The organism is Streptomyces sp. NPDC051909, assembly GCF_040681095.1.
Classification (GTDB): Bacteria; Actinomycetota; Actinomycetes; order Streptomycetales; family Streptomycetaceae; genus Streptomyces.
Map to the genome: position 1 here is coordinate 178,355 of NZ_JBFAYA010000013.1, position 23,623 is coordinate 201,977.

At 70.9% G+C, this 23,623-nt stretch carries 23 protein-coding genes and 2 tRNA genes; 4 read left to right on the forward strand and 21 right to left on the reverse strand.

Annotated elements, in window-relative coordinates:
• Positions 1–80: 80 nt before the first annotated feature.
• The 6 genes from AB0M18_RS22025 to AB0M18_RS22050 form a co-directional block, all read right to left on the reverse strand.
• Positions 81–761 (reverse strand): class E sortase, encoded by a 681-nt coding sequence (locus tag AB0M18_RS22025; protein ID WP_365760494.1) that lies wholly within the window; start codon positions 759–761, stop codon positions 81–83.
• Positions 762–802: 41 nt separating this feature from the next.
• A complete protein-coding gene (locus AB0M18_RS22030; RefSeq protein WP_365760496.1) occupies positions 803–2,140 on the reverse strand; it encodes a class E sortase in 1,338 nt (445 codons plus the stop codon).
• Entirely contained in the window at positions 2,137–2,775 is a 639-nt protein-coding gene (locus tag AB0M18_RS22035; protein WP_365760498.1) for an aminodeoxychorismate/anthranilate synthase component II, read from the reverse strand. The genes AB0M18_RS22030 and AB0M18_RS22035 overlap by 4 nt, the downstream gene beginning before the upstream one ends.
• The gene (locus tag AB0M18_RS22040) at positions 2,772–2,933 is read right to left on the reverse strand and encodes a hypothetical protein (protein WP_169092881.1); all 162 of its coding nucleotides are present in this window, start codon (positions 2,931–2,933) and stop codon (positions 2,772–2,774) included. The genes AB0M18_RS22035 and AB0M18_RS22040 overlap by 4 nt, the downstream gene beginning before the upstream one ends.
• 64 nt (positions 2,934–2,997) lie before the next feature.
• Positions 2,998–3,708 (reverse strand): class E sortase, encoded by a 711-nt coding sequence (locus AB0M18_RS22045; protein WP_365760500.1) that lies wholly within the window; start codon positions 3,706–3,708, stop codon positions 2,998–3,000.
• 41 nt (positions 3,709–3,749) lie between these two features.
• Entirely contained in the window at positions 3,750–4,517 is a 768-nt protein-coding gene (locus AB0M18_RS22050; RefSeq protein ID WP_365760502.1) for a DUF881 domain-containing protein, read from the reverse strand.
• Between the two features lie 172 nt (positions 4,518–4,689).
• Here AB0M18_RS22050 and crgA point away from each other — a divergent pair, with 172 nt between their 5' ends.
• Positions 4,690–4,947, forward strand: coding sequence for a cell division protein CrgA (gene crgA, locus AB0M18_RS22055; protein ID WP_265861455.1), 258 nt, complete (start codon positions 4,690–4,692; stop codon positions 4,945–4,947).
• Positions 4,948–5,261: 314 nt separating this feature from the next.
• Here the strand turns inward: crgA and AB0M18_RS22060 are convergent, their stop codons facing one another.
• Together AB0M18_RS22060 and AB0M18_RS22065 are read right to left on the reverse strand one after the other, a co-directional pair.
• Positions 5,262–6,107, reverse strand: a complete 846-nt coding sequence (locus AB0M18_RS22060) for a rhomboid family intramembrane serine protease (protein WP_365760504.1) — start codon at positions 6,105–6,107, stop codon at positions 5,262–5,264.
• Positions 6,108–6,204: 97 nt separating this feature from the next.
• Positions 6,205–6,732: a peptidylprolyl isomerase gene (locus AB0M18_RS22065; RefSeq protein WP_365760506.1), complete on the reverse strand. Its 528-nt coding sequence runs from the start codon at positions 6,730–6,732 to the stop codon at positions 6,205–6,207.
• 176 nt (positions 6,733–6,908) lie between these two features.
• On the opposite strand from AB0M18_RS22065, the gene AB0M18_RS22070 reads away from it, so the two are divergent.
• Positions 6,909–7,601 (forward strand): DUF5324 family protein, encoded by a 693-nt coding sequence (locus AB0M18_RS22070; protein WP_365760508.1) that lies wholly within the window; start codon positions 6,909–6,911, stop codon positions 7,599–7,601.
• A 157-nt stretch (positions 7,602–7,758) separates the two neighbouring features.
• On the opposite strand, the gene AB0M18_RS22075 is transcribed toward AB0M18_RS22070, so the two are convergent.
• The 3 genes from AB0M18_RS22075 to AB0M18_RS22085 all read right to left on the reverse strand — a co-directional run bounded on the left by AB0M18_RS22075 (position 7,759) and on the right by AB0M18_RS22085 (position 9,849).
• Positions 7,759–8,175, reverse strand: coding sequence for a DUF6344 domain-containing protein (locus AB0M18_RS22075; protein ID WP_365760510.1), 417 nt, complete (start codon positions 8,173–8,175; stop codon positions 7,759–7,761).
• Between the two features lie 216 nt (positions 8,176–8,391).
• Positions 8,392–9,636 (reverse strand): MFS transporter, encoded by a 1,245-nt coding sequence (locus tag AB0M18_RS22080; protein ID WP_365760512.1) that lies wholly within the window; start codon positions 9,634–9,636, stop codon positions 8,392–8,394.
• Positions 9,637–9,776: 140 nt separating this feature from the next.
• A tRNA-Ala gene (locus AB0M18_RS22085) sits at positions 9,777–9,849 on the reverse strand.
• Positions 9,850–9,981: 132 nt separating this feature from the next.
• Here AB0M18_RS22085 and AB0M18_RS22090 point away from each other — a divergent pair.
• Both AB0M18_RS22090 and AB0M18_RS22095 read left to right on the forward strand, forming a co-directional pair.
• The gene (locus AB0M18_RS22090) at positions 9,982–10,530 is read left to right on the forward strand and encodes a DNA-binding protein (RefSeq protein ID WP_365760514.1); all 549 of its coding nucleotides are present in this window, start codon (positions 9,982–9,984) and stop codon (positions 10,528–10,530) included.
• 49 nt (positions 10,531–10,579) lie between these two features.
• The gene (locus tag AB0M18_RS22095; RefSeq protein ID WP_365760516.1) at positions 10,580–11,857 is read left to right on the forward strand and encodes a protein kinase; all 1,278 of its coding nucleotides are present in this window, start codon (positions 10,580–10,582) and stop codon (positions 11,855–11,857) included.
• Here the strand turns inward: AB0M18_RS22095 and AB0M18_RS22100 are convergent.
• The 10 genes from AB0M18_RS22100 to dnaN all read right to left on the reverse strand — a co-directional run bounded on the left by AB0M18_RS22100 (position 11,854) and on the right by dnaN (position 23,623).
• Entirely contained in the window at positions 11,854–13,134 is a 1,281-nt protein-coding gene (locus AB0M18_RS22100) for a hypothetical protein (protein WP_365760518.1), read from the reverse strand. The genes AB0M18_RS22095 and AB0M18_RS22100 overlap by 4 nt on opposite strands.
• 214 nt (positions 13,135–13,348) lie before the next feature.
• Positions 13,349–13,483, reverse strand: coding sequence for a DLW-39 family protein (locus tag AB0M18_RS22105; RefSeq protein WP_003958712.1), 135 nt, complete (start codon positions 13,481–13,483; stop codon positions 13,349–13,351).
• A 212-nt stretch (positions 13,484–13,695) separates the two neighbouring features.
• Positions 13,696–13,772, reverse strand: a tRNA-Ile gene (locus tag AB0M18_RS22110).
• 110 nt (positions 13,773–13,882) lie between these two features.
• Positions 13,883–14,470 (reverse strand): DUF3566 domain-containing protein, encoded by a 588-nt coding sequence (locus tag AB0M18_RS22115; protein WP_365760520.1) that lies wholly within the window; start codon positions 14,468–14,470, stop codon positions 13,883–13,885.
• Between the two features lie 123 nt (positions 14,471–14,593).
• Complete coding sequence (gyrA, locus tag AB0M18_RS22120; RefSeq protein WP_365760522.1) at positions 14,594–17,203, reverse strand: DNA gyrase subunit A; 2,610 nt, start codon at positions 17,201–17,203, stop codon at positions 14,594–14,596.
• A 41-nt stretch (positions 17,204–17,244) separates the two neighbouring features.
• A complete protein-coding gene (gene gyrB, locus AB0M18_RS22125; RefSeq protein WP_365760524.1) occupies positions 17,245–19,275 on the reverse strand; it encodes a DNA topoisomerase (ATP-hydrolyzing) subunit B in 2,031 nt (676 codons plus the stop codon).
• A gap of 385 nt (positions 19,276–19,660) precedes the next feature.
• Entirely contained in the window at positions 19,661–20,218 is a 558-nt protein-coding gene (locus tag AB0M18_RS22130; protein WP_365760526.1) for a DciA family protein, read from the reverse strand.
• On the reverse strand, positions 20,215–21,345 hold the full coding sequence (gene recF, locus AB0M18_RS22135; protein ID WP_365760528.1) for a DNA replication/repair protein RecF: 1,131 nt from the start codon (positions 21,343–21,345) through the stop codon (positions 20,215–20,217). The genes AB0M18_RS22130 and recF overlap by 4 nt, the downstream gene beginning before the upstream one ends.
• A gap of 56 nt (positions 21,346–21,401) precedes the next feature.
• On the reverse strand, positions 21,402–22,280 hold the full coding sequence (gnd, locus tag AB0M18_RS22140) for a phosphogluconate dehydrogenase (NAD(+)-dependent, decarboxylating) (RefSeq protein WP_365760530.1): 879 nt from the start codon (positions 22,278–22,280) through the stop codon (positions 21,402–21,404).
• Between the two features lie 212 nt (positions 22,281–22,492).
• Positions 22,493–23,623, reverse strand: coding sequence for a DNA polymerase III subunit beta (gene dnaN / locus AB0M18_RS22145; protein ID WP_015034855.1), 1,131 nt, complete (start codon positions 23,621–23,623; stop codon positions 22,493–22,495).

Below are 23,623 nucleotides of genomic sequence, written 5' to 3' on the forward strand. Positions count from 1 at the left end.
AGTGGACCCGCCCGGAAGGGCGGGTCCACTGCCGTATGCGCGCGTAGGGGAGGAGGGGGGAGAGGAGGGGAGGAGTCGCGTCAGCGCAGTTCGGCGGGCGGCGTGCGCTGCGCGTCGACCTTCTCCGTGCGCGTCAGTTCGCCCCACACGATGTAGCGGTAGTCCGAGGTGTACATCGGGGTGCACGTCGTGAGCGTGATGTAGCGGCCCGGCTTGGCCTTGCCGGACTCCTTGGGGACGGGCTGGAGGACGTCCACGTTGTACTTCGTGGTCTCCGGGAGCGTCTTGTAGACCTTGTAGACGTACCAGGTGTCCCTGGACTCGAAGACGATGGCGTCGCCGGTCTTCAGCTTGTGGATGTTGTGGAACTTCGCGCCGTGTCCGTCGCGGTGCGCGGCGAGCGTGAAGTTGCCCTGCTTGTCCTGCGGCAGCGCGGACTTGACCGGCTCGGTGTAGTAGCCGGCGACACCGCCGTTGAGGATGTCGCTGTCGGTGCCCTTCTTCACGAGGACCTCGCCGTCGTCCATGGCCGGGACGTGCAGGAAGCCGATGCCGTCCTTGGTGTCGAGCGCGCCGGGGCCGGGGTCGGCGGCCCAGTGGTCGCGGACCTGGTCGCCCTCCCGGCCGGCCGCCCGGTCGGCGAGCACGTTGGTCCACCACAGCGAGTAGACGACGAAGAGACCGAGGACGACGCCCGCGGTGATGAGGAGTTCGCCGAAGACGCTGATGATCCCGGCGATCCGGTTGCGCGCTCGTGCCACAGGGTCGTCCCGTTCCGAAGTGGTGGTGTCGATGGTGGGGTTCAGCCTACGAGCGCGTCCGGCTTCCCCTTGTCGCGCGGGCGTTCCTCGACGAGCTTGCCCCACACGATCATGCGGTACGTGCTGGTGAACTCCGGCGTGCAGGTGGTGAGCGTGATGTAGCGGCCGGGTCCCTTGAAGCCGGAGCCCTGCGGCACCGGGTCGATGACCGAGACGTTGGACGGCGAGGTCTGCGGGAGGATGCTCGCCATCTCGTACGTGTAGTAGGCGTCGCGGGTCTCCACGACGATCGGGTCGCCGGGCTCCAGCTGGTTGATGTAACGGAACGGCTCGCCATGGGTGTTGCGGTGGCCGGCGACGGCGAAGTTCCCCTGCTTGTCGGCGGGCATCGCGGTCTTCAGCTTGCCCTCGCCGTAGTGGCCGACCATGCCCTTGTCGAGGACCTTGGTCTTGCTGATGCCCTCGGCGACCGGGACGACGACGTCGAGCTTCGGGATGTACATGATGGCGAAGCCCTTGCCGGGCTCGAAGGCGCCCGGGTCCTTGTCGCCGCCCTGGTTGAAGGAGTTCTCGATGTCGTGCTTCGCCTGGTCGGTCTCCTGACCGGCGCGGACGTTGGTCCACCATAGCTGGTAGGTGACGAAGAGCAGCATCACCACGCCGAACGTGATGAAGAGTTCGCCGACCACCCGGCTGAGGACGACGCCGAGGCTGTCCTTGGCGGCGCGGGCGGCACGGCGGGCCTCGACCCGGGACAGCGGACGGTCGGGCTCGCCCGCGGCGGCCGGCTCCGGCCCGGCAACGGCGGCGCCTCGGCCGCCCTTGCGCCGGGCGGCCTTGCGGCGCTCGGCGCGGCCCGGCCCGGGGGCGGCGGGCTCGGGGGTCTCGTCGACGGTGCGCAGCGCCATCGTCCCGGAGTCGTCCGCACGGCCGGCCGGGTCGTCGTCCGGCACGTCGACGGCGACGGGGTCACCGGCGACCGGCGCCGCGTACCCGGCGGGCTCGTACGCGGGCGTGGCGGCGTACGCCCCCTGGTCCGCGTAGTACGCCTCCTGAGGCGTCTGGGGCTGCTGGGGCCGCTGAGGCTCCTGAAGCGGCCGCTGAGCCCCGTAGGCGGCTCCGTGGTCCCCGTAGGCCTCCGGGCCCGGTATCGGCTCGTAGGGGCGCTCGTAGGGCTGCTCGTACGGCTCGTGGACGGGCGTCTCCGGCGCGTACGGCTGCTGCGGGGCGGGCCCGGCGGCGGGTATCGAACCGTCGGACGTCTGCCCCGGCCCGGGCCCGGGCAGCTGCCCCGGCTGATCTCCGGGCTGATGTCCGGGTCCGTGCTCCGGTTCCTCCGGCAGGTTCGTCGCCCGGAACCACGGCGACCCGGCCGTCACGCGACGGCCTTGCCCACCACCGGCGCGAGTCCTGCCGACCGCGCGACCGCGCCCGTGTCGCCGCACTGCTCCAGCCAGTTGGCGAGCATCAGGTGCCCGTGCTCGGTGAGCACCGACTCGGGGTGGAACTGCACGCCCTCGACGGGCAGTTCACGGTGGCGCAGCCCCATGATGATGCCGTCCTCGGTCTGCGCGGTGACCTCGAGCTCGGCCGGCAGGGCGGCGGGCTCGGCGGCCAGCGAGTGGTAGCGGGTCGCGGTGAACGGCGAGGGCAGACCGGCGAAGACGCCCTTGCCCCCGTGCACGACCGGGGAGGTCTTGCCGTGCAGCAGCTCGGGCGCCCGGTCGACCACTCCGCCGTAGGCCACGGCCATGGACTGCATGCCGAGGCAGACGCCGAAGACGGGCACCCCGGTGGCGGCGCAGTGGCGCACCATGTCGATGCACACCCCGGCCTGCTCGGGCGCGCCCGGCCCGGGCGACAGGAGCACTCCGTCGAAGCCGTCCTGCGCGTGGGCGAGCTCCACCTCGTCGTTGCGGAGCACTTCGCACTCGGCGCCGAGCTGGTAGAGGTACTGCACGAGGTTGAAGACGAAGCTGTCGTAGTTGTCGACGACGAGAATTCGCGCGCTCACTGGCCGTCCACCGTCACATCGTTGAACGGAAGCAGCGGCTCCGCCCAGGGGAACACGTACTGGAAGAGGGCGTAGACGACCGCGAGCACCAGCACGACCGAGATCAGCGCCTTCACCCAGGCGTTGCCCGGCAGATGCCGCCAGATCCATCCGTACATGACGTCCGCCGCCCCTTCCGTTCGTTACGGGGACCAGAGTACGGGTCGGAGGGGCGCTCGCGGGTCAGCTGCCCAAAGCCTGTGGACGACCGGCCGTGACCGGCTGGGTGGCGTCCAGGTGGGCCCAGGCGATCAGCCGGTGGCTGCTGCCCCACTCGGGATCGCAGGTGGTCAGGGTGAGGTAGCGGCCGGGCCCGTCGAACCCGGACTTGCGCGGCACGGGGTCGATGACGCCGATGTCGGTGGGCACGGTCCGGTAGGGCTCGCGGTCGATCCGGTACGTGAACCAGGTCGTCCCGTCGGTGAGGACCACGGCGTCGCCACGGCGCAGCCGGGGGAAGTCCTTGAACGGATCTCCGTACGTGCGGCGGTGGCCGGCCACGGAGAAGTTGCCGGTCTCGCCGAGCCGGGCGGTGCCGGCGTAGTGGCCGAGGCCCTTCTTGAGGGTGCCGGCGGCGGTGCCTTCCAGGACCGGCCACTCCCAGTCCTCGCCGAGCCGGGGCACGTACATGACGGCGAAGCCCTTGCCGGCGGTGTACGGGGCGGGGGCGGGCGTCGCTCCGGGAGCGCCGGGCACACCGGGCGTGCCGGGCGCGCCGGGCGGCTCGACCGGGCGGTCCACCCACGCCTGCTGCAGGGTGTCGAGCTGGCCCGCGGTGGCGCTGTCGGCCCGGACGCCGGTCCAGTACAGGAGGTAGCCGACGAAGAGCACGATCAGGGCGCCTGCGGTGACGCACAGCTCGCTGAGGGTCCGTACGACCAGTCGCACCGTCACCGCACCCGGCTCCCCCCGGTCAGCGCACGTCAGCGCACGCGTCAGCTCACAGGCTTCGCGTAGTGGAGGTCCACTGTGCCCGAGTAGCCGGGAAGAGTCACCGCCCGGTGCTCGTCGACTTTCCAGCCGAGGCCGTAGGCCTTCACGTAGAGCTGGTAGTTCTGCAGGGCCGGGGAGTCGGCGAGGGCCTTGTTCAGCTTGTCGCGGTCACCGACGGCGGTGATCTTGTAGGGCGGCGAGTAGACGCGGCCCTGGAGAATCAGGGTGTTGCCGACGCAGCGCACGGCGCTGGTGGAGATCAGCCGCTGGTCCATGACCTTGATGCCCTTGGCGCCGCCCTGCCACAGGGCGTTGACGACGGCCTGGAGGTCCTGCTGGTGGATGACCAGGTCGTTGGCCTGCGGCTCGGGGTAGCCGGGGGCCGCCTGGGCGTTCGGCGGGGCGTCGTTGAGGGTGACGGTGAGGCCGGGGCCGGAGGTCTCGGTGGTGCCGGCGGCGGCCGCCAGAGCCTTGAGCTTCGCGTCCTGGGCCTCGGTGGAGCCGTCGTCGCGGGCGGCGAGGGCGTCGACCTGGCGGCGCAGCGCGGCGGCGGACTCGTCGAGGCCGGCGTTCTTGTGGCTGCGCTCCTCGATCAGGTCGGAGAGTCTGAGGAGGGAGGCGTCGGTGCGCAGATTGGTGCCCTTGGCGGTGTTGAAGCTGGTCACGAAGATCAGCCCGGCGAGGGCGAAGACGGCAGCGGTGAGCACCCGGACCGGCCGCCACCTGATGCTTCGGCCCGGTCCGGTGGGAGTGTCGGCGGAATTGCTCAACGTACCCTGATCCCCTTCGGTGCCGCGGAACCACTACGCTAACGGACGCCCGGCGGCGGCTGCGGTGCGCTGTGACACATCCGTGGTCACGGTCCGCTCCGTCCGGTCCCGGCACCCCGCCCCGCCACAGATCACTGCGCGGTCACGCAGCGCATCGACAGGAGAGTCCCTCGTGCCGAAGTCACGGATCCGCAAGAAGGCCGACTACACGCCGCCGCCCGCGTCGAAGCAGGCCGCGTCGATCAAGCTGACCAACCGCAGCTGGGTCGCGCCGGTGATGCTCGCGCTGTTCGCGATCGGTCTGGTGTGGATCGTGGTCTTCTACGTCACCGACGGCAGGCTGCCGCTGGAGTCCATCAGCAACTGGAACATCGTCGTCGGCTTCGGTTTCATCGCCGCCGGCTTCGGTGTGTCCACGCAGTGGAAGTAGTCGCTCGGTAGTCCACGGAGCGGCCCACAGAGCAGCCCGCGGCGCATCCCGTCAAGCTCTGCCCTGAGTTATCCACAGTGTTGTGCACAGCACTGGATAACTTACGAAGATCTGTGGATAACCCTCACGGTGTTGACGCCGGTACGACCGCGAGAACGCCTGTGCGGAAACACTCCGCCCCCTACCTCTGCCACGTAAGACCAGGTCAGAGGCAGGGGGCGCGGTCGTACCCCGGCCTGCGCGGCCAACCGGCCACCCACTGTGGATAACTCTGGGGAAAGCTTCCCGAAGAGCTCGTCCACAGCACTCCCCGCTCAGGTGAGCGCGGCGGTCCGGGCGAGCACGATCCCCAGGTCGACCAGCAGCATCAGCCCGCAGGCCCCGTACTGCACCACGGCCCGGCGGGCCTTCGGCGCGTGCACGAACGCGTACGTGAGCAGCGCGCCCGCGACCAGACCGCCCACGTGCGCCTCCCAGGAGACCCCGGGGCGGGCGAAGGTGAAGACCAGCGAGATCGCCACGAAGATCAGCACCGGGCGCATGTCGTAACGGTGCCGCCGGGCCAGCACCACCCAGGCGCCGATCAGACCGAAGACGATGCCGGAGGCGCCGAGCGCGCCCTGGTTCTCCGGGGCGAAGAGATAGACCACGGCCGAGCCGGAGAGCCCGGACAGCAGACACAGCGCGGTGTAGCGGATCCGGCCCAGCTCCGGTTCGACGATCCCGCCGATCACCCACAGGCCGAGCATGTTGAAGACGAAGTGCGCGGCCTCCTGGTGCAGGAACGCCGAGCTGATCAGCCGGTACCACTCGCCGTCCGCGACGCCGACGACCTCGCCGAGCACCGGGTTGTAGGCGAGCCCGATCATGTCCAGCTGGTCCACCAGGTGGGTGCCGGCCGCCCGGACCGCGATGAAGAGGGCCAGGTTGATCGCGATCAGGATCTTGGTGACGAAGCGGCCGTCCGCCGCCACCCGCCCGCCCGCGATCGTCCGCGGCGTGTTGGCACCCGGCGCGTGACCGGTGCCGGAGCCGCCCCGTACACACTCCGGGCACTGGAAGCCGACGGACGCGGACACCATGCACTGCGGACAGATCGGCTTCTCGCAGCGCGTGCAGCGGATGCCGGTCTCGACGTCCGGATGGCGGTAGCAGTGCATGAAGGTCCTCCGAGGACGGGTCGGCGGGGCAAGCACATCGCCCCGCCCTCCATACGGACGGGCGGGGCGCAAAGGTTCCGGGTCAGCGGTATCCGATTCAGCGGCTCTCGATGACGACGGTCTCGATCACGACGTCCTCGACCGGGCGCTCGGTGCGCGGGTTGGTGTCCGCGGCGGCGATCGCGTCCACGACCGCCTTGCTGTCCTTGCCGACGACCTCGCCGAAGATCGTGTGCTTGCGGTTGAGCCAGGTCGTCGCGCCGACCGTGATGAAGAACTGCGAGCCGTTGGTGCCGGGGCCGGCGTTGGCCATCGCGAGCAGGTACGGCTTGTCGAAGAACAGCTCCGGGTGGAACTCGTCGGCGAACTCGTAGCCGGGGCCGCCCGTGCCGTTGCCCAGCGGGTCGCCGCCCTGGATCATGAAGCCCTTGATCACCCGGTGGAAGACCGTGCCGTCGTAGAGCGGATCCGTGGAGACCGCACCGGTCGCCGGGTGGGTCCACTCGCGCTCGCCGCGGGCCAGCTCGACGAAGTTCCGCACCGTCTTCGGGGCGTGGAACGGCAGCAGGCGGATCTCGATGTCCCCCGCGCTGGTCCTCAGAGTCGCGTACAGCTGCTCGGCCACGATCCGCCTTCCTCCACCACTGCGCGCCCGTGCGCGCTTCACGTCCGTGGGCATCCTCGCACGGCCGCATGCCCCGGATGCCCGCCCCGCATGCCGGAGCGCGGCACGGCAGGCATGATTCCGAAAAGGATGGAAAGGTGAAAAACCGACATCGCCACCCGAGGAGGAGGAATCCCGTGACCCGCATGGAGAGCGTGCGCGCCGCGACAGGTTCGGCGAAGGAGAGCGTGCTGCACGCCGCGGAAGTGGTGGCGCCGTACGCCGAAACGGCCCGGGATCAGGCCGCGCACTACGCGCTGGAGACGCGCGACTGGCTCGCGCCGAAGGTCTCGAAGGCCGCGTCGCAGGCCCGTGTCCAGGCCCGTACGCAGTACGACTCGTTGGTCGCACCGCACGTGCCGCCGCGGGTCGACGAGGCCGCGCAGCGTGCCGCGGCCGTGACCCGCAAGGCCGCCCGTCAGGCGGCCGACTACACCGTTCCGCGTGTCGAGCACGCGGTCGCCGCGACCGGTCCCGTCCTCGAGGAGGCCGGGTCGCGTTCGACTGCCGCCTGGGCCGCGCTGCGCGGTCAGGTGACGCCGAGGGACATCGAGAAGATCATGAAGAAGCATGAGCGTCGCGCCAGGTGCGGACGTCTCGCCAAGGGCCTCGTGGTCCTCGGGCTTCTGGTCGGCGGCGCGATCGCCGCCTGGAAGTGGTGGGACAGGCAGGCCAACCCCGACTGGCTGGTCGAACCTCCCGCTCCCACCGAGGTGGACGAGGAGACCGGGCTGTCGTCCGTCGACGACGGCGGTGCGTCACTCGATCCCGGGGTGGCGGCCAAGGAGGCCGAGGAGGAGGCGGCGAAGCGCGACGAGGAGCGTCGCTGATCGCCGGCCGGTACGGACTGCGGCGGTTCGGACCGCGGTGCGGACCGCGGATTCGCGGACTGCGGTCGTTCGGGCTGCGGTCGTTCGGGCTGCGGTACGGACGACGTACGGCAGGACGTACGAGCGAGCGGGGCGCGGCGGAGGTTCCCGCCGCGCCCTACGCGGTCCGGCCGGTCAGCGCCAGGCCGGACAGCTCGGCCGAGCCGGACCCCGCGCCGTACGCGGCTCCGTACCCGGCACCGTGGCCGTCGGCCGCGTCGCCGTCGACCGGCAGGTGACGGACGGCCGGGGAGGAACCGTGCGCCTCGGCGCCGATGCGCTGCTTGATGGTGGGCGGCAGGGCGCGGCCCTGCGCGAGGTGCCAGTGGGCTGCCGTTCGCTGGGCGGGCAGCGGTACGGCCGCGCGCTCCGCGCGGGCCTCGGCGGCGCCGGCCGGGGCGGGCTCGTCGCCCTGGGCGAGGGCGGGATGAGCGGTCGCGGCGGTGGCGGGCGTCGCCAGGCCGAGGGAGGCGAACAGGGCGACGAGGACGGAGACGAAGGCGGTCCAGAACTGCTTGACCTTGGCGGTGGCCATGACCCCTCACTTTCGTGGTGTCGAGTCCCGAGGGCCCGGGGGTTCCGCGCGGTTCGCGTGCCTCGCGGAATGATGGGCCGTTCTCGGATGGTTCATTTCGGATTGCGCGCTTTTCGTACATTGCTCATGATGGGGACGCGACTCCGGGATGTCCGGAGGCACGCAGCCGCCGCGCAGTTCTTCCGATGAACACCACTCGTACGGGTCAAGGGCGCGTCACCGCGTGCCGAGCCGGGCCCGCTCCGCCCAGCGCACCGCCGGGCCCGTGGCCAGGCCCGCGGCCACGAAGACCGCCCCCAGGAGCAGCCAGCCCGCCACGCCCCAGCCGATCAGCAGCGTGGTGACGAGCAGCGGCCCGAGGGTCCGTGCGACCGGCACGCCGGTGCCGTAGAAGCCCTGGTACTGGCCGATCCGGTCGGCCGGGGCGAGCGCGAAGCCGATCTGCCACGACCCCGCGGAGTGCCGCATCTCGGCGATCACCTGCAGGACCGCGCCGAGCACCAGGACCGCGACCGTCGGCCAGGCACCGAATCCGGCGGCGGTCACCGCGAACACCGCGCAGGAGCCGAACATCACGAGACTGGACCGGCCCACCGCGCGGACGCCCTCCGGCAGTCCGGTCACCGAGCGCGCGGCCCGCACCTGAAAGAGCATCACCGCACCGGTGTTGAGGACGAAGAGCGCCGAGACCGTCCAGCCGGGGGCCGTGGTGCGCTCCACGATCCACAGCGGCAGCGCCAGGCTCAGCAGCGGCATGCGGAGCAGAAGTATCGCGTTGAGCAGGGTGAGCAGCGCGTACGGACGGTCCCGCAGCACCACGAGCCGGGGCTCGCCGGCGGCGCCGGCCGGGCTCGCGGGGACCGTCGGCAGGCTGCGGAGCACCAGGGCGCAGAAGAGGAAGCCGAGCGCGTCGAGGGCGAAGACCGCGAGGTAGGCGGTGCGGGAGCCGTCGGCGATGGCGAGGCCGCCGAGCGCGGCGCCGACGGCGAGCCCGGCGTTGAGCGTGGCCTGCAGCCGGGCCAGCATGCCGACCCGGGCCTCCGGCCCGACGAGCCCGGCGAGCAGCGCCTGCCGGGCGGCGGCGAGACCGCTCTGCGCCGTGGCGTACAGGGTCGCGGCGAGCAGGAAGGGCACGAAGTCGCGGATGAGGAGCAAGGAGGCGACGGCCGCGGAGGTCGCCAGGGCGAGCAGTACGGCGCTGCCGCGCGCCCCGCGCCGGTCGGCGAGGTGCCCGAGCGGCACCCCGGCGAGCGAGCCGATGCCCCAGGCGAGGGCGAGCCCGGCGCCGATCTGCGCGGCGGACAGGCCGACGATCCGGGAGAAGTAGAGCGCCGAGGTCACGTAGAAGGCGCCGTCGCCCACGGAGTTGCCGAACTGGGCGACGAGCAGCGCCCGTCGGGTCCGCGCGCCGGCCGGGCCCTCGGGGCGGGCGGCGCGCTCCGTGCTCTTCGTCGTCGTCATACCGCTGAATCTAGGGCTCGGTGGCCCAGGGATCCCGGTCCATTCAGCGGTGGAAGGAGTGGGCCACTTCCTCGGCTCCCGGGATCCGAAAAAGCCCCTCCGACGGCGGGTTTCCGCAGGTCGGAGGGGCTTTCTTCCGGTGGAGCCTAGGGGAGTCGAACCCCTGACATCTGCCATGCAAAGACAGCGCTCTACCAACTGAGCTAAGGCCCCGGAACGAGACCAGAGTACCGGGTGACCCCCCGTATCCCGCAAAAGGATTGGGACTCCCCGTGAGCGACCACTCTCCGTAAGATGCTGACCGGGGTTCGCAGTGGCGAACCCAAGGGATGGGGAGAAGTAGTAATGGATACAGCGCAGCAGGAAGCCACGGCCAGAGCCCGGGAGCTTCAGCGCAGTTGGTACGGGGAGCCGTTGGGGGCGCTCTTCCGTCGGCTGATCGACGATCTCGGGCTGAACCAGGCCAGGCTCGCCGCCGTGCTCGGGCTCTCGGCGCCCATGCTCTCCCAGCTGATGAGCGGCCAGCGGGCCAAGATCGGCAATCCCGCCGTCGTCCAGCGTGTCCAGGCCCTGCAGGATCTGGCCGGCCAGGTCGCCGACGGCAGCGTCAGCGCCGCCGAGGCCACCGACCGGATGGACGAGATCAAGAAGTCCCAGGGCGGCTCCGTGCTCACCGCCGGCAGCCAGACCACCTCCAGCAGCGGCGCGCCCACCGTGCGCCGCGTGGTGCGCGAGATCCAGTCCCTGCTGCGCTCCGTGGCCGCGGCCGGCGACATCATCGAGGCGGCCGACTCGCTCGCGCCGGCCCACCCCGAGCTGGCAGAGTTCCTCCGGGTGTACGGCGCGGGGCGCACCTCCGACGCGGTCGCCCACTACGAGTCGCATCAGAACTGAGGCCGGACGAGACGGGCCGACAGACGGTACGGGGAGCGGGCGCAGCGCGATGGGTGAGGTCTTCGCGGGTCGGTACGAGCTGATCGATCCGATCGGCCGCGGCGGGATCGGCGCGGTCTGGCGTGCCTGGGACCACCGGCGCCGCCGTTACGTGGCGGCGAAGGTGCTCCAGCAGAGCGACGCCCACGCGCTGCTCCGCTTCGTGCGCGAGCAGGCGCTGCGCATCGACCATCCGCACGTCCTCGCCCCGGCCAGCTGGGCCGCGGACGACGACAAGGTCCTCTTCACGATGGACCTGGTGGCGGGCGGCTCGCTGGCGCACGTGATCGGGGACTACGGCGCGCTGCCGCCCCGGTTCGTGTGCGTCCTGCTCGACCAGCTGCTGTCCGGTCTGGCCGCGGTGCACGCGGAGGGGGTCGTGCACCGCGACATCAAGCCGGCGAACATCCTCATGGAGGTCACCGGCACCGGACGGCCGCACCTGCGGCTCTCCGACTTCGGCATCTCGATGCGCAAGGGCGAGCCCCGCCTCACCGAGACCAACTACGTGGTGGGGACGCCCGGTTACTTCGCGCCCGAGCAACTGATGGGCGCCGAGCCCGACTTCACGGCCGATCTGTTCGCGGTCGGCCTGGTCGCGCTCTATCTGCTCCAGGGCCGCAAGCCCGACTCACAGGCCCTCGTGGACCACTTCCGGACGTACGGCACCCCCGGCGCCCCGCAGGACATCCCGGAGCCGCTCTGGCAGGTCCTCGCCGGGCTGCTTCAGCCCGACCCGCAGGCCCGCTTCAAGACGGCCACGGGGGCGCGCAAGGCGCTCACGGCGGCGATCGAGCTGCTGCCGGAGCCCGAGGCCGGTGAGGAGCCGGTCGAGGTCTTCGACCAGATCGGCCCGCTGCCGGCCGGCTTCGGCCCGGACGGCCCGCTGCCCGCGGCCCCGGCCGCCCCCGCGCCCGCGCCCGTACCGCAGCAGGATGCCGGACCGCAGCCGCCGGGGCCCTCCGAGACCGGCAGCTTCCACCTGCCGCCGCCACCGCGGCACGCGCCCGTACAGGCACCCGTGCAGGCGCCCGTGCCGCAGACGCCGACCCAGCGGGTGGTCGCGGCCCCCGCCGCCTTCGCCCAGGCGCCCACGGCCGCCGTGCCGTACGAGCAGCAGCCACCGCAGCCGTACGAGCAGCCGGCCGCCGCCCACCCGTACACCGCCTCGCAGGCCGCCGTCGTGCCCGCGCGCCGGCCGGGTCCGCCCGCCAAGGTGGCGGTGCCGGTCCTGATCACCGCCCTGGTCTGCTTCGCCGTGGGGATCTGGGCCCTGCTCCAGGCCTAGCTCGAACCTGTGCGGCGGGCCAGGAACCACCAGGCGCCCAGGCCGAGCAGCAGCACGCTGCCCGCGCCGATGCCGGCCACGCCGACGACCTTCAGGGTGCCGCTGCGCTCGACCTCGCCGGCGTTCTGACCGCTGGCGGCCGCGTCCCGGTCGTCCGCGGTCACCGAGAAGACCCCGGCGGGCCCGGCGTACGGCGGCGCCGGCTTGGCCTGCCCGGTGACGTTCACCCGCAGGGTCAGCGGCAGCGGCTTGTCCCCGTACGCCTTGGCCAGCTCCGGGCTGAGCGTCGCCGACAGGTAGTACCAGCCGGCGAAGCGCATGGCGCTGGTGGAGTCGGTGGAGGCGAAGCGGTTCTCGTAGGCCACCGGGCGCTCCGGGTCCAGCGCGAGGGTCGCCGGGTCGCCCGAGTACGTCATGGAGTCCTGGTCGACATGGCCGCGCGCCGGGTTCTCCAGGGAGAGCACCAGGGCGTTGGAGACATAGGCGTCACCGGCCGGGCTGCTGCCCAGTTCGGCGGTGGCGAAGAGCTGCTGGCCCCAGTCGACCGGCACCCGGTAGTAGACCGTCCGGCCCGGCGCGAGGTCGGTGCGCCACTCGCCCTGCGTCAGTGAGGTGGCGTCGCCGAAGCCGGCGCCGCCGTCGCGCCGCTGCGGGCCGCCGGCGGGCGGCTGGGGCGTGCCGGAGGCCCAGTCCGAGGGCAGCGCGGTCGGACCGGGCGCCTTGGAGAGGCCCGGCTCGGTCAGATAGCGGATCTCCAGGTCCCAGTCGCCGCCGTCCGAGCCGTCCTTGGCCTCGCGCTCGACGAGGACGTAGTAGGCGCCGGCCTGCGTACAGCTCGTCGACTCCGGCTCGATGGTGCGGTGGGCGTACGCGGCGATCGGCCGGGTGAACGCACCGGGGAAGGACGTGCTCTGGTAGCCGCACCGGTTGTTGGAGCCGTCCTGCATGCTCACCTTGATGCCGTCGCCGTAGGCGGCCTTGGCGCCGTTCCCGGGGACGGCGACGACGGAGACGTACGCGTTCTGCTTCGTGTCGAGGTCGACGCGGTAGTAGAGCTTGCCGTCCTTCTTGATGCTGGAGCGGTAGGTCTGGCCGGCCTTCAGCTGTGCGGCGTCCAGATTGGAGACGGCGCCCTTCACCTGCTGTGCGCCGCCGTCGAAGGCGTATCCGCCGTCGCTCCCGGCCGCCGCCCACGCCCCGCCCGGCAGGGCGAGGCCCGCGCACAGTGCCGTGGCCAGTGCCCCGGCCGCCCGTCCGGTACCCCGTTGCCTCTTCACGCGCTTCCCCTCGTCGTGTCCGTGCCGGCCCATCCTGCCCGCCCGTACGGCCCACACCCTACAAATTCGCGAGAGCAAGCATTTCGTTCGCATTCATTCACTTCGGCGAACCGCCGGCGGACCGGGCGAACCGCCGGCGAACAGCCGGGCGAACAGAGCGAGGCCCCGGCCGCTCGAAGCGGCCGGGGCCTCACCCTTGGACGATCTGTGCGTCTCACACACCCGAACCTGCGGGCACGGAGTCGGTCGCCTCCGTCCACAGATCCTGCTCGGCGCGATCCGCCTGGATCTGGCGGTACACGAGGAGCCCGCCGATGGCGGCCAGTGCGACCAGGAGAAGCTTCTTCACCGCGCGACCTCGTCTTTCGTTGACGTAGGAGACTTCTGACGCCCACTCTACACACCGGTCGATATCGATCGGTGACCTAGGCGGACACGCGTCCGGCAAAAGCAATCGGCCCGGACGGGTGAACCGGCCGCATGCCTTGACCCGCAGGCCGGGCACGTCCGGCGGAGAGATGAAGAAGACCCCCGGTCCATCCGGACCGGGGGTCTTCCTACTGGTGGGGCTAACAGGATTTGAACCTGTGGCCTCATCCTTATCAGGGATGCGCTCTAACCAACTGAGCTATAGCCCCGCCGCGCTTTGCGGTGTGTGTCCCGCGCGCTGACTCCTGAAGATTAGCGCACGTGGGGGCCAGTCCCAAAATCGGTTCCCGAGACCGGCCCCGCGTGAGTCATCCGCAGGTCACTCGTCCTCGGCGAGCGTGAGCTCGACGCCGCCCACGAAGCCGGCCGAGAGGTTGTAGATGAAGGCGCCCAGGGTGGCGAGCGCCGTCATCAGGACGACGTCGATCACCGCGATCACCGAGGTGAACATCAGGACGCGCGGCAGCGACAGGAAGGACTGCAGATCGAAGCCGTTCGACTCGTTGGAGCCGGTCGCCTCGCTGATCGTGCCGCCGACGGTCGAGAAGACGCCCATGGCGTCCATGACCATCCACAGCACCGCCGCGGCCACCACCGTGCAGATGCCGAGCGCGATGGAGAGCAGGAAGCTCACCTTCATCACCGACCACGGGTCCGCCTTGGCGACCCGCAGCCGTGCCTTGCGGGTGCGCGGCGTGGTGCGCGCCCCCGTCCGGGCCTTGCGCTGGGCGGCCGCGCTCTGGCCGCCCAGGGTGCCGCCGGCGCCCCCGCCGCCCTGCGGCTGCTGTCCGGCGCCATAGGCCTGCGGCGGGTGGTACGGGCCGCTCTGCTGCGCCCCCGCCCGCTCGCCGGGCAGTGGCCCGTTGTACGTCTCGTACGAGGGCTGCTGCCCCCGGGTGTCCGTCACCGTAATCCCCCTACCCTCGGCGGGGGTGCCCCCACCCTGGGAGTCCATGGCGGAGCCACGGGCACCGCTCGATCCTGCGGACCGGCCGTCGGCCGAACCGGCGCCCGTGGCTCCACTCACGCTCTACTCCTCGTGCTCCCCGGTCGCGGGCTCCGTGCCCTCGACCGCCTCGACTGTCGTGCCCGTCTCGGCCGTCTCGACAGCCTCGTCGGCATCCTCGTCCTCGCCGCCCTCGGCGTTGCGGGCGATTCCGACGACGGCATCGCGCTTGCCCAGGTTGATCAGCTGGACGCCCATGGTGTCACGGCCGGTCTCCCTGACTTCGTTGACTCGCGTACGAATCACACCGCCGGACAGCGTGATGGCGAGGATCTCGTCGGTCTCCTCGACCACCAGCGCGCCCACGAGCGAGCCGCGGTCCTCCACGATCTTGGCGGCCTTGATGCCGAGGCCGCCACGACCCTGGACGCGGTACTCGTCGACGGCGGTGCGCTTCGCGTAGCCACCGTCGGTCGCGGTGAAGACGAACGTACCGGGCCGGACGACATTCATCGAGAGCAGCTCGTCGTCCTCGCGGAAACTCATCCCCTTGACGCCGGACGTGGCGCGTCCCATCGGGCGCAGCGCCTCGTCCGTGGCGGTGAAGCGGATCGACTGCGCCTTCTTGGAGATCAGCAGCAGGTCGTCCTCGGCGGACACCAGCTCGGCGCCGATCAGCTCGTCGGCGACGCCTTCGGCGCCGGTGTCCCGCTCTCGCAGGTTGATCGCGATGACGCCGCCGGAGCGCGGCGAGTCGTAGTCCTTCAGCGCGGTCTTCTTCACCAGACCGGCCTTGGTGGCGAGCACCAGGTACGGCGCGGCCTCGTAGTCGCGGATCGCGAGGATCTGGGCGATCTGCTCGTCCGGCTGGAAGGCCAGCAGGTTGGCCACGTGCTGGCCGCGGGCGTCCCGTCCGGCGTCCGGCAGCTCGTACGCCTTGGCCCGGTAGACCCGGCCCTTGTTGGTGAAGAACAGCAGCCAGTGGTGCGTGGTGGAGACGAAGAAGTGGTCGACGATGTCGTCCTGCTTCAGCTTCGTGCCGCGCACGCCCTTGCCGCCGCGCTTCTGCGAGCGGTAGTCCTCGGTCTTCGTCCGCTTCACATAGCCGCCACGCGTGATGGTGACGACGATGTCCTCCTCGGCGATCAGGTCCTCGATGGACATGTCGCCGTCGAAGGGCACCAGCTGCGAGCGGCGGTCGTCGCCGAACTTCTCGACGATCGCGGCGAGCTCCTCGCTGACGATCGCCCGCTGCTTCTCGGGCGAGGCCAGGATCGCGTTGTACTCGTTGATCTTCGCCTGGAGCTCGTCGTGCTCGGCGACGATCTTCTGGCGCTCCAGGGCGGCGAGCCGGCGCAGCTGCATCTCGAGGATGGCGTTGGCCTGGATCTCGTCGATCGTGAGCAGGTCCATCAGGCCCGCGCGGGCGACCTCGACGGTCTCGCTGCGCCGGATGAGCGCGATGACCTCGTCGATCGCGTCGAGGGCCTTGAGCAGACCGCGCAGGATGTGGGCGCGCTCCTCGGCCTTGCGCAGCCGGAACCGCGTCCGGCGCACGATGACCTCGATCTGGTGCGTCACCCAGTGGCGGATGAACGCGTCCAGGGAGAGGGTGCGGGGCACGCCGTCGACGAGCGCCAGCATGTTGGCGCCGAAGTTCGTCTGCAGGTCGGTGTGCTTGTAGAGGTTGTTGAGGACGACCTTGGCGACGGCGTCCCGCTTGAGCACGATGACCAGGCGCTGGCCGGTGCGCGAGGAGGTCTCGTCGCGGACGTCGGCGATGCCGCCGATCTTGCCGTCCTTCACCAGGTCGGCGATCTTCTGCGCGAGGTTGTCCGGGTTGACCTGGTAGGGCAGCTCGGTGACCACCAGGCACTGGCGGTTCTGGATCTCCTCGACCTCGACGACCGCGCGCATGGTGATGGAGCCGCGGCCGGTGCGGTACGCCTCCTCGATGCCCTTGCGGCCGACGACGAGCGCGCCGGTGGGGAAGTCGGGGCCCTTGATGCGCTCGATGAGCGCGTCGAGCAGCTCCTCGTGGCTGGCGTCGGGGTTGGCCAGGTACCACTGGGCGCCGTCGGCGACCTCGCGCAGGTTGTGCGGCGGGATGTTGGTCGCCATGCCGACCGCGATGCCGGCGGAGCCGTTGACCAGCAGGTTCGGGAACCGGGCCGGGAGGACCGTCGGCTCCTGGTTGCGGCCGTCGTAGTTGTCCTGGAAGTCGACGGTCTCCTCGTCGATGTCCCGGACCATCTCCATCGACAGCGGCGCCATCTTGCACTCGGTGTAGCGCATGGCGGCGGCCGGGTCGTTGCCCGGGGAGCCGAAGTTGCCGTTGGAGTCGACGAGCGGCATCCGCATCGACCAGGGCTGGGCGAGGCGGACGAGCGCGTCGTAGATCGAGGTGTCGCCGTGCGGGTGGTACGTACCCATGACGTCGCCGACGACGCGGGCGCACTTGTAGAAGCCCTTCTCGGGCCGGTAGCCGCCGTCGTACATCGCGTACAGCACGCGGCGGTGCACCGGCTTGAGGCCGTCGCGGACGTCGGGCAGCGCGCGGGACACGATGACGGACATCGCGTAGTCGAGGTACGAGCGCTGCATCTCGGTCTCGAGCCCGACGGGCTCGATCCGCAGCTGCGGCTCCTCCTCTTCCGTGGTCTCGGTGTTCACAGGAGTGTTTTCGTCGGCCATTGCTGGTCGTCAGTCCTTTCGTACGGTCAGCTGAGACCGACTCAGATGTCGAGGAAGCGAACGTCCTTGGCGTTGCGCTGGATGAACGAGCGCCGTGCCTCGACGTCCTCGCCCATCAGCACCGAGAACAGGTCGTCGGCCTGGGCGGCGTCGTCCAGGGTGACCTGACCGAGCACCCGGTGCTCGACGTCCATGGTGGTGACGCGCAGCTCCTCGGCGTTCATCTCGCCGAGACCCTTGAAGCGCTGGATCGAGTCCTCGCGGATCCGCTTGCCGTTCTGCTTGCCCAGCTCGACCAGCGCGTCGCGCTCGCGGTCCGAGTAGGCGTACTCGAAGTCGTCCCGACCCCACTTGATCTTGTACAGCGGGGGGCGGGACAGGTAGACGTGACCGGCCTCGACCAGCGGGCGCATGAAGCGGAAGAGGAAGGTCAGCAGCAGGGTGTTGATGTGCTGGCCGTCGACGTCGGCGTCCGCCATCAGGATGATCTTGTGATAGCGGAGCTTCTCGATGTCGAAGTCCTCGTGGACACCGGTGCCGAAGGCGGAGATCAGCGCCTGGACCTCGGTGTTCTGCAGGATCTTGTCGATCCGCGCCTTCTCGACGTTCAGGATCTTGCCGCGGATCGGCAGGATGGCCTGGTACATCGGGTTCCGGCCGGACTTGGCCGAGCCGCCGGCGGAGTCACCCTCGACGATGAAGATCTCGCACTTGGTCGGGTCGTTCGACTGGCAGTCCGAGAGCTTGCCCGGCAGGGACGCCGACTCCAGCAGACCCTTGCGGCGGGTCAGGTCGCGGGCCTTGCGGGCGGCCACGCGCGCGGTGGCGGCGTTGATGCCCTTGCGGATGATGTCCGCGGCCTCGATGGGGTTGCGGTCGAACCAGTCCGTGAGGTGCTCGTGAACGACCTTCTGGACGAAGGTCTTCGCCTCGGTGTTGCCGAGCTTCGTCTTGGTCTGGCCCTCGAACTGCGGCTCGCCGAGCTTGACCGAGATGATCGCGGTCAGACCCTCGCGGATGTCGTCACCGGTGAGGTTGTCGTCCTTCTCCCGGAGCAGCTTCTTGTCGCGCGCGTACTTGTTGACGAGGGTCGTCAGCGCGGCGCGGAAGCCCTCCTCGTGCGTACCGCCCTCGTGGGTGTGGATCGTGTTCGCGAACGAGTACACGCCCTCGCTGTACGAGGAGTTCCACTGCATCGCGATCTCGACCGAGAGCGTGCGCTCCTTGTCCTCGGCCTCGACGTCGATGACGGTGGGGTGGATCAGGTCGCCCTTGCGCGAGTTGAGGTACGTCACGAAGTCGACGATGCCGCCCTCGTAGTGGTACTTCACCGTGCGGGCGGCGGGCTCGGCGGCCGCCTCGGCGTCCGGGTCGTCGGCGCCCACGGTCGCCTTCGCGGACTCGCGCTCGTCGGTGAGCGCGATGGTGAGGCCCTTGTTGAGGAAGGCCATCTCCTGGAAGCGGCGCGAGAGCGTCTCGAAGGAGTACTCGGTCGTCTCGAAGATGTCCGGGTCGGACCAGAAGGTGACCGAGGTGCCGGTCTCGTCGGTCTCCTCGTGCTGCGCGAGGGGCGCGGTCGGGACGCCCATCTTGTAGTCCTGCGTCCAGCGGTGGCCGTCGGTCTTGATCTCGACGGAGACCTTCGTGGACAGCGCGTTCACGACGGAGACGCCGACGCCGTGCAGACCGCCGGAGACGGCGTAGCCGCCGCCGCCGAACTTGCCGCCCGCGTGCAGCACGGTCAGGACGACCTCGACGGCCGGCTTGCCCTCGGAGGCCACGATGCCCACCGGGATGCCGCGGCCGTTGTCGACGACACGGACGCCGCCGTCGGCCAGGATCGTCACGTCGATGGTGTCCGCGTGCCCGGCCAGGGCCTCGTCGACCGAGTTGTCGACGACCTCCTGCACCATGTGGTGCAGGCCGCGCTCGCCGGTCGAGCCGATGTACATGCCAGGGCGCTTGCGCACGGCATCCAGGCCTTCGAGGACCTGGATGTTGCTGGCGGTGTACTGGTTGTTCTCGTTGGGGTTGCCGGAATCGGCCACGAAGCGCCCTTTCTGGCACAGCACAGGCCGTTCTCCGGGCATACGGGAGCCGGCTGCGTCGTTCGACTTGTTCCGCAGGGTGGCGGGATTGTCTTCCAGTCTACCGGTACCACTGACACTCATGGGGGTTTGCCGGTACCTGAATGCTCATGTGCCGCCCTCGACGGCCCCGAGACGACTCCCCATATCCGGAGAGGGGCTCCAGAGGCCCCTGGCGGCCACCTAGCGCTTCGGGCGGTGACGCCGAGTGGGCGGGGCGGCGCCGGCTTCCGTCACCGCGTTGTGGGCATACGTTCCGCAGGGGCTGGGGGTCCCCCCGCCGAAGGCAGGGGGAGGGTGGGCACAACGCCCCCGCGCACGGCGCCCTTCTGCTTGGACCTGCGCCCCGACGGCCCCGCCCCGGTCCGGCTCAGCCGTACGTGTCCCCGGGCCCCGTCGACCCGGGCGCCCGCAGCGGCCCGTACCCCCGCCGCGGCCCGCCCGGCCCGAGCACCTTGATCATCCGCACCGTCCCGTGCCCGAGGTCCTCGTTCAGCCGGGCCACCAGCCTCGGCGCGAGGAGCCTCAGCTGCGTCGCCCACACCGTGGAGTCGCACTGCACGGTGAGCACCCGCTCCTCCGGCTCCTCGTCGTACTTCAGCGGCACGCAGTGCTTGGCCAGGTCCTCGCCGACGATCTGCGGCCAGCGCCCCATGACCCCGCCCACCGCCGCCGGCGTCTCCCAGCCGCGCTCGGTGATCAGCCGGTTGATCGCGGCGCCGAGCGCCATCGGGTCACGCCCGTCGGCGCGCGCGCCGGAGCGCAGTCCGCCACCGCGCCTGGCCTGCTTCTTCTGCGCCGCCGCCGCGCCCCGCGCCTTCGCCTGCTCCTTGGCGGCGCGCAGCGCGACGCGGGCGAGGTCGACCCCGGACGGCTCCGGAGCCGAAGGCTTGTCCACAGGCTGTGGGGAAGTCTCGCCGTTCGTCACCGCGCCGCCACCTTCTCCACCGCGCCGCCGGCCACCGCGTACCGCGTCCCCGTGAGGACTCCCGGCACGTCGTCGTCGACCGCCGCCGTCACGAGCACCTGCTCGCCCGGCGCCACCAGCTCCGCGAGCCGTTCGCGCCGGCGCGCGTCCAGCTCGGCGAAGACGTCGTCGAGGACGAGCACCGGCTCGTTGCCCTCGGCCCGCAGCAGGTCGTACGAGGCGAGGCGCAGCGCCAGCGCGTACGACCAGGACTCGCCGTGGCTCGCGTACCCCTTGGCCGGCAGGTCGCCGAGCTTCAGGAGCAGGTCGTCGCGGTGCGGTCCGACCAGCGTGACGCCGCGCTCGATCTCCTGCTTGCGCACGTCGGCGAGCGCGGCGATCAGCTGCCCGTACAGCTCCTCACGGGTGTGCCCGGAACCGGGCGCGGAGGGCTTGTACTCCAGCTGGACCGGCCCGCCGCCCGGCGCCAGCTGCTCGTACGCCTTGTCGGCGAGCGGGCGGAGCATGCCGATGAGGTCGAGCCGCTGGGCGAGCAGCTCGGCGCCGGCCCGGGCCAGGTGCTGGTCCCACACGTCGAGCGTGGACATGTCCATGGAGCGGCCGCCGTGCCGCCGCGCCATGGCGGCGGACTTCAGGAGCGTGTTGCGCTGCTTGAGCACCCGCTCGTAGTCGGAGCGCACGCCCGCCATGCGCGGCGCGCGCGCCGTGATCAGCTCGTCGAGGAAGCGCCGGCGCTCACCGGGATCGCCCTTGATCAGCGCCAGGTCCTCCGGCGCGAACAGCACGGTCCGTACGATGCCGAGCACGTCCCGCGGCCTGACCTGCGAGGACCTGTTGATACGGGCCCGGTTCGCGCGCCCCGGGTTGAGCTCCAGCTCGACCAGCTGGGAGCGCTCGCCCTGGGTGACGGCGGCCCGGATGACCGCCCGCTCCGCGCCCATCCGCACCAGCGGGGCGTCGGAGGAGACACGGTGGCTGCCGAGGGTGGCGAGATAGCCGACCGCCTCGACGAGATTGGTCTTGCCCTGGCCGTTCGCCCCCACGAACGCGGTGACGCCCGGATCGAGCGGAACCTCGACCCGGGCGTACGAGCGGAAGTCGGCCAGCGACAGATGCGTGACGTGCATGGTGGGCGCCGACCTTCCCCCGGCTGCTGTGCACCGCGGGGTGCACAGCCTGTGGATTACTTCTTCGTCTCGACCGCGTGGCCGCCGAACTGGTTGCGCAGCGCGGCGATCATCTTCATCTGCGGCGAGTCGTCCTGACGCGACGCGAACCGCGCGAACAGCGACGCGGTGATCGCCGGGAGCGGTACGGCGTTGTCGATGGCGGCCTCGACGGTCCACCGGCCCTCGCCGGAGTCCGACGCGTAGCCGCGCAGCTTGTCCAGGTGCTCGTCCTCGTCGAGGGCGTTGACCGCGAGGTCGAGCAGCCAGGAGCGGATGACGGTGCCTTCCTGCCAGGAGCGGAAGACCTCGCGGACGTCGGTCACGGAGTCGACCTTCTCCAGGAGCTCCCAGCCCTCGGCGTAGGCCTGCATCATCGCGTACTCGATACCGTTGTGGACCATCTTCGCGAAGTGGCCGGCGCCGACCTTGCCCGCGTGCACGTTGCCGAACTCGCCCTCGGGCTTGAGTGCGTCGAAGATCGGCTGGACCTTCGCCACGTGCTCGGCGTCGCCGCCGTACATCAGCGCGTAGCCGTTCTCCAGGCCCCAGACGCCACCGGAGACGCCGCAGTCGACGAAGCCGATGCCCTTGGCCGCCAGCTCCTCGGCGTGCCTCTCGTCGTCCGTCCAACGGGAGTTTCCGCCGTCCACGACGACGTCGCCGGGGGAGAGCAGCTGCGCCAGCTCGTCGATCGTGGACTGGGTCGCGGCACCGGCGGGGACCATGACCCACACGACGCGCGGACCCTTGAGCTTGCCCACAAGCTCTTCGAGGCTGTGGACATCGGCGAGGTCCGGGTTGCGGTCGTATCCGACGACAGTGTGGCCTGCGCGGCGAATGCGCTCGCGCATGTTGCCGCCCATCTTGCCGAGACCGACGAGACCGAGCTCCATCAGAGATTCCTTAAGCGTCGTGTGCGGTTCGTACCCGGGTCCGAGCCTACGCCCGGACCCGCGTGCACACCTGTGGGGTCAGCCGCTCACTCGGCCACCTGTGGAACACCCTCGAACGCCCGGCAGAGACGGGTCTCAGAGGGCTCAGCCGCTCAGCCGCACCGGCATACCGCGTCCCCCGGGGGCCAACCCCCGGACCCCCGGCAGAGGGCTCAGCCGCTCAGCCGCACCGGCATGATCAGGTACTTGTAGGCCTCGTCCGCCTCCGCGTCGAGCGCCGGCTTGCCGCTCAGCAGCGCGGGCTTGGTCGAGGTCGTGAAGGAGAGCTGGGCGACCGGGGAGTCGATCGCGCTCAGTCCGTCGAGCAGGAAGGTCGGGTTGAAGGCGATCGAGATGTCGTCGCCCTCCAGCTGCGCGTCCACCCGCTCCACAGCCTGTGCGTCGTCGCTGGAGCCGGCCTCCAGGATGAGCACGCCCTGCTCGAAGCTCAGCCGGACCGGGGTGTTGCGCTCGGCCACCAGGGCGACGCGCTTGACGGCCTCGACGAAGGGCGCCGTCTCGATCACCGCGACCGAGTTGAACTCGGTGGGGAAGAGCGTCCGGTACTTCGGCAGGTCGCCCTCGAGCAGTCGGGTGGTGGTGCGGCGGCCGGCGCCCTCGAAGCCGATCAGGCCCTCGCCCTTGCCCGAGCCGGAGAGCGCCAGGGTGACCGTGTCGCCGCTGGTGAGCGCCTTGGCGGTGTCCAGGAGGGTCTTCGCCGGCACCAGGGCGACGGCGGAGGCGTCCGGGGACTCCGGCTTCCACAGGAACTCGCGGACCGCGAAGCGGTAGCGGTCGGTGGAGGCCAGGGTGACCGTGTCGCCCTCGATCTCGATGCGCACACCGGTGAGGACTGGCAGCGTGTCGTCACGGCCGGCGGCGATGGCCACCTGCGCGGCGGCGGAGGCGAAGACCTCACCGGGGACGGTGCCGGTCGCGGTGGGCATCTCGGGCAGTGCCGGGTACTCCTCCACAGGCAGGGTGTGGAGGGTGAAGCGGGAGGAGCCGCAGACCACGGTCGCCCGTACACCGTCTGTGGAGATCTCCACGGGACGGTTGGGGAGGGCGCGGCAGATGTCGGCGAGCAGGCGGCCGGAGACCAGGACGGTGCCGTCCTCCTCGACCTCGGCCTCGACGGAGACCCGCGCCGAGACCTCGTAGTCGAAGCTGGAGAAGCTCAGCGCGCCGTCCTCGGCCTTCAGCAGAAGGCCCGCGAGTACGGGCGCCGGCGGACGGGCCGGAAGGCTGCGGGCCACCCACGCCACCGCCTCCGCGAGTACATCGCGCTCCACCCGGATCTTCAC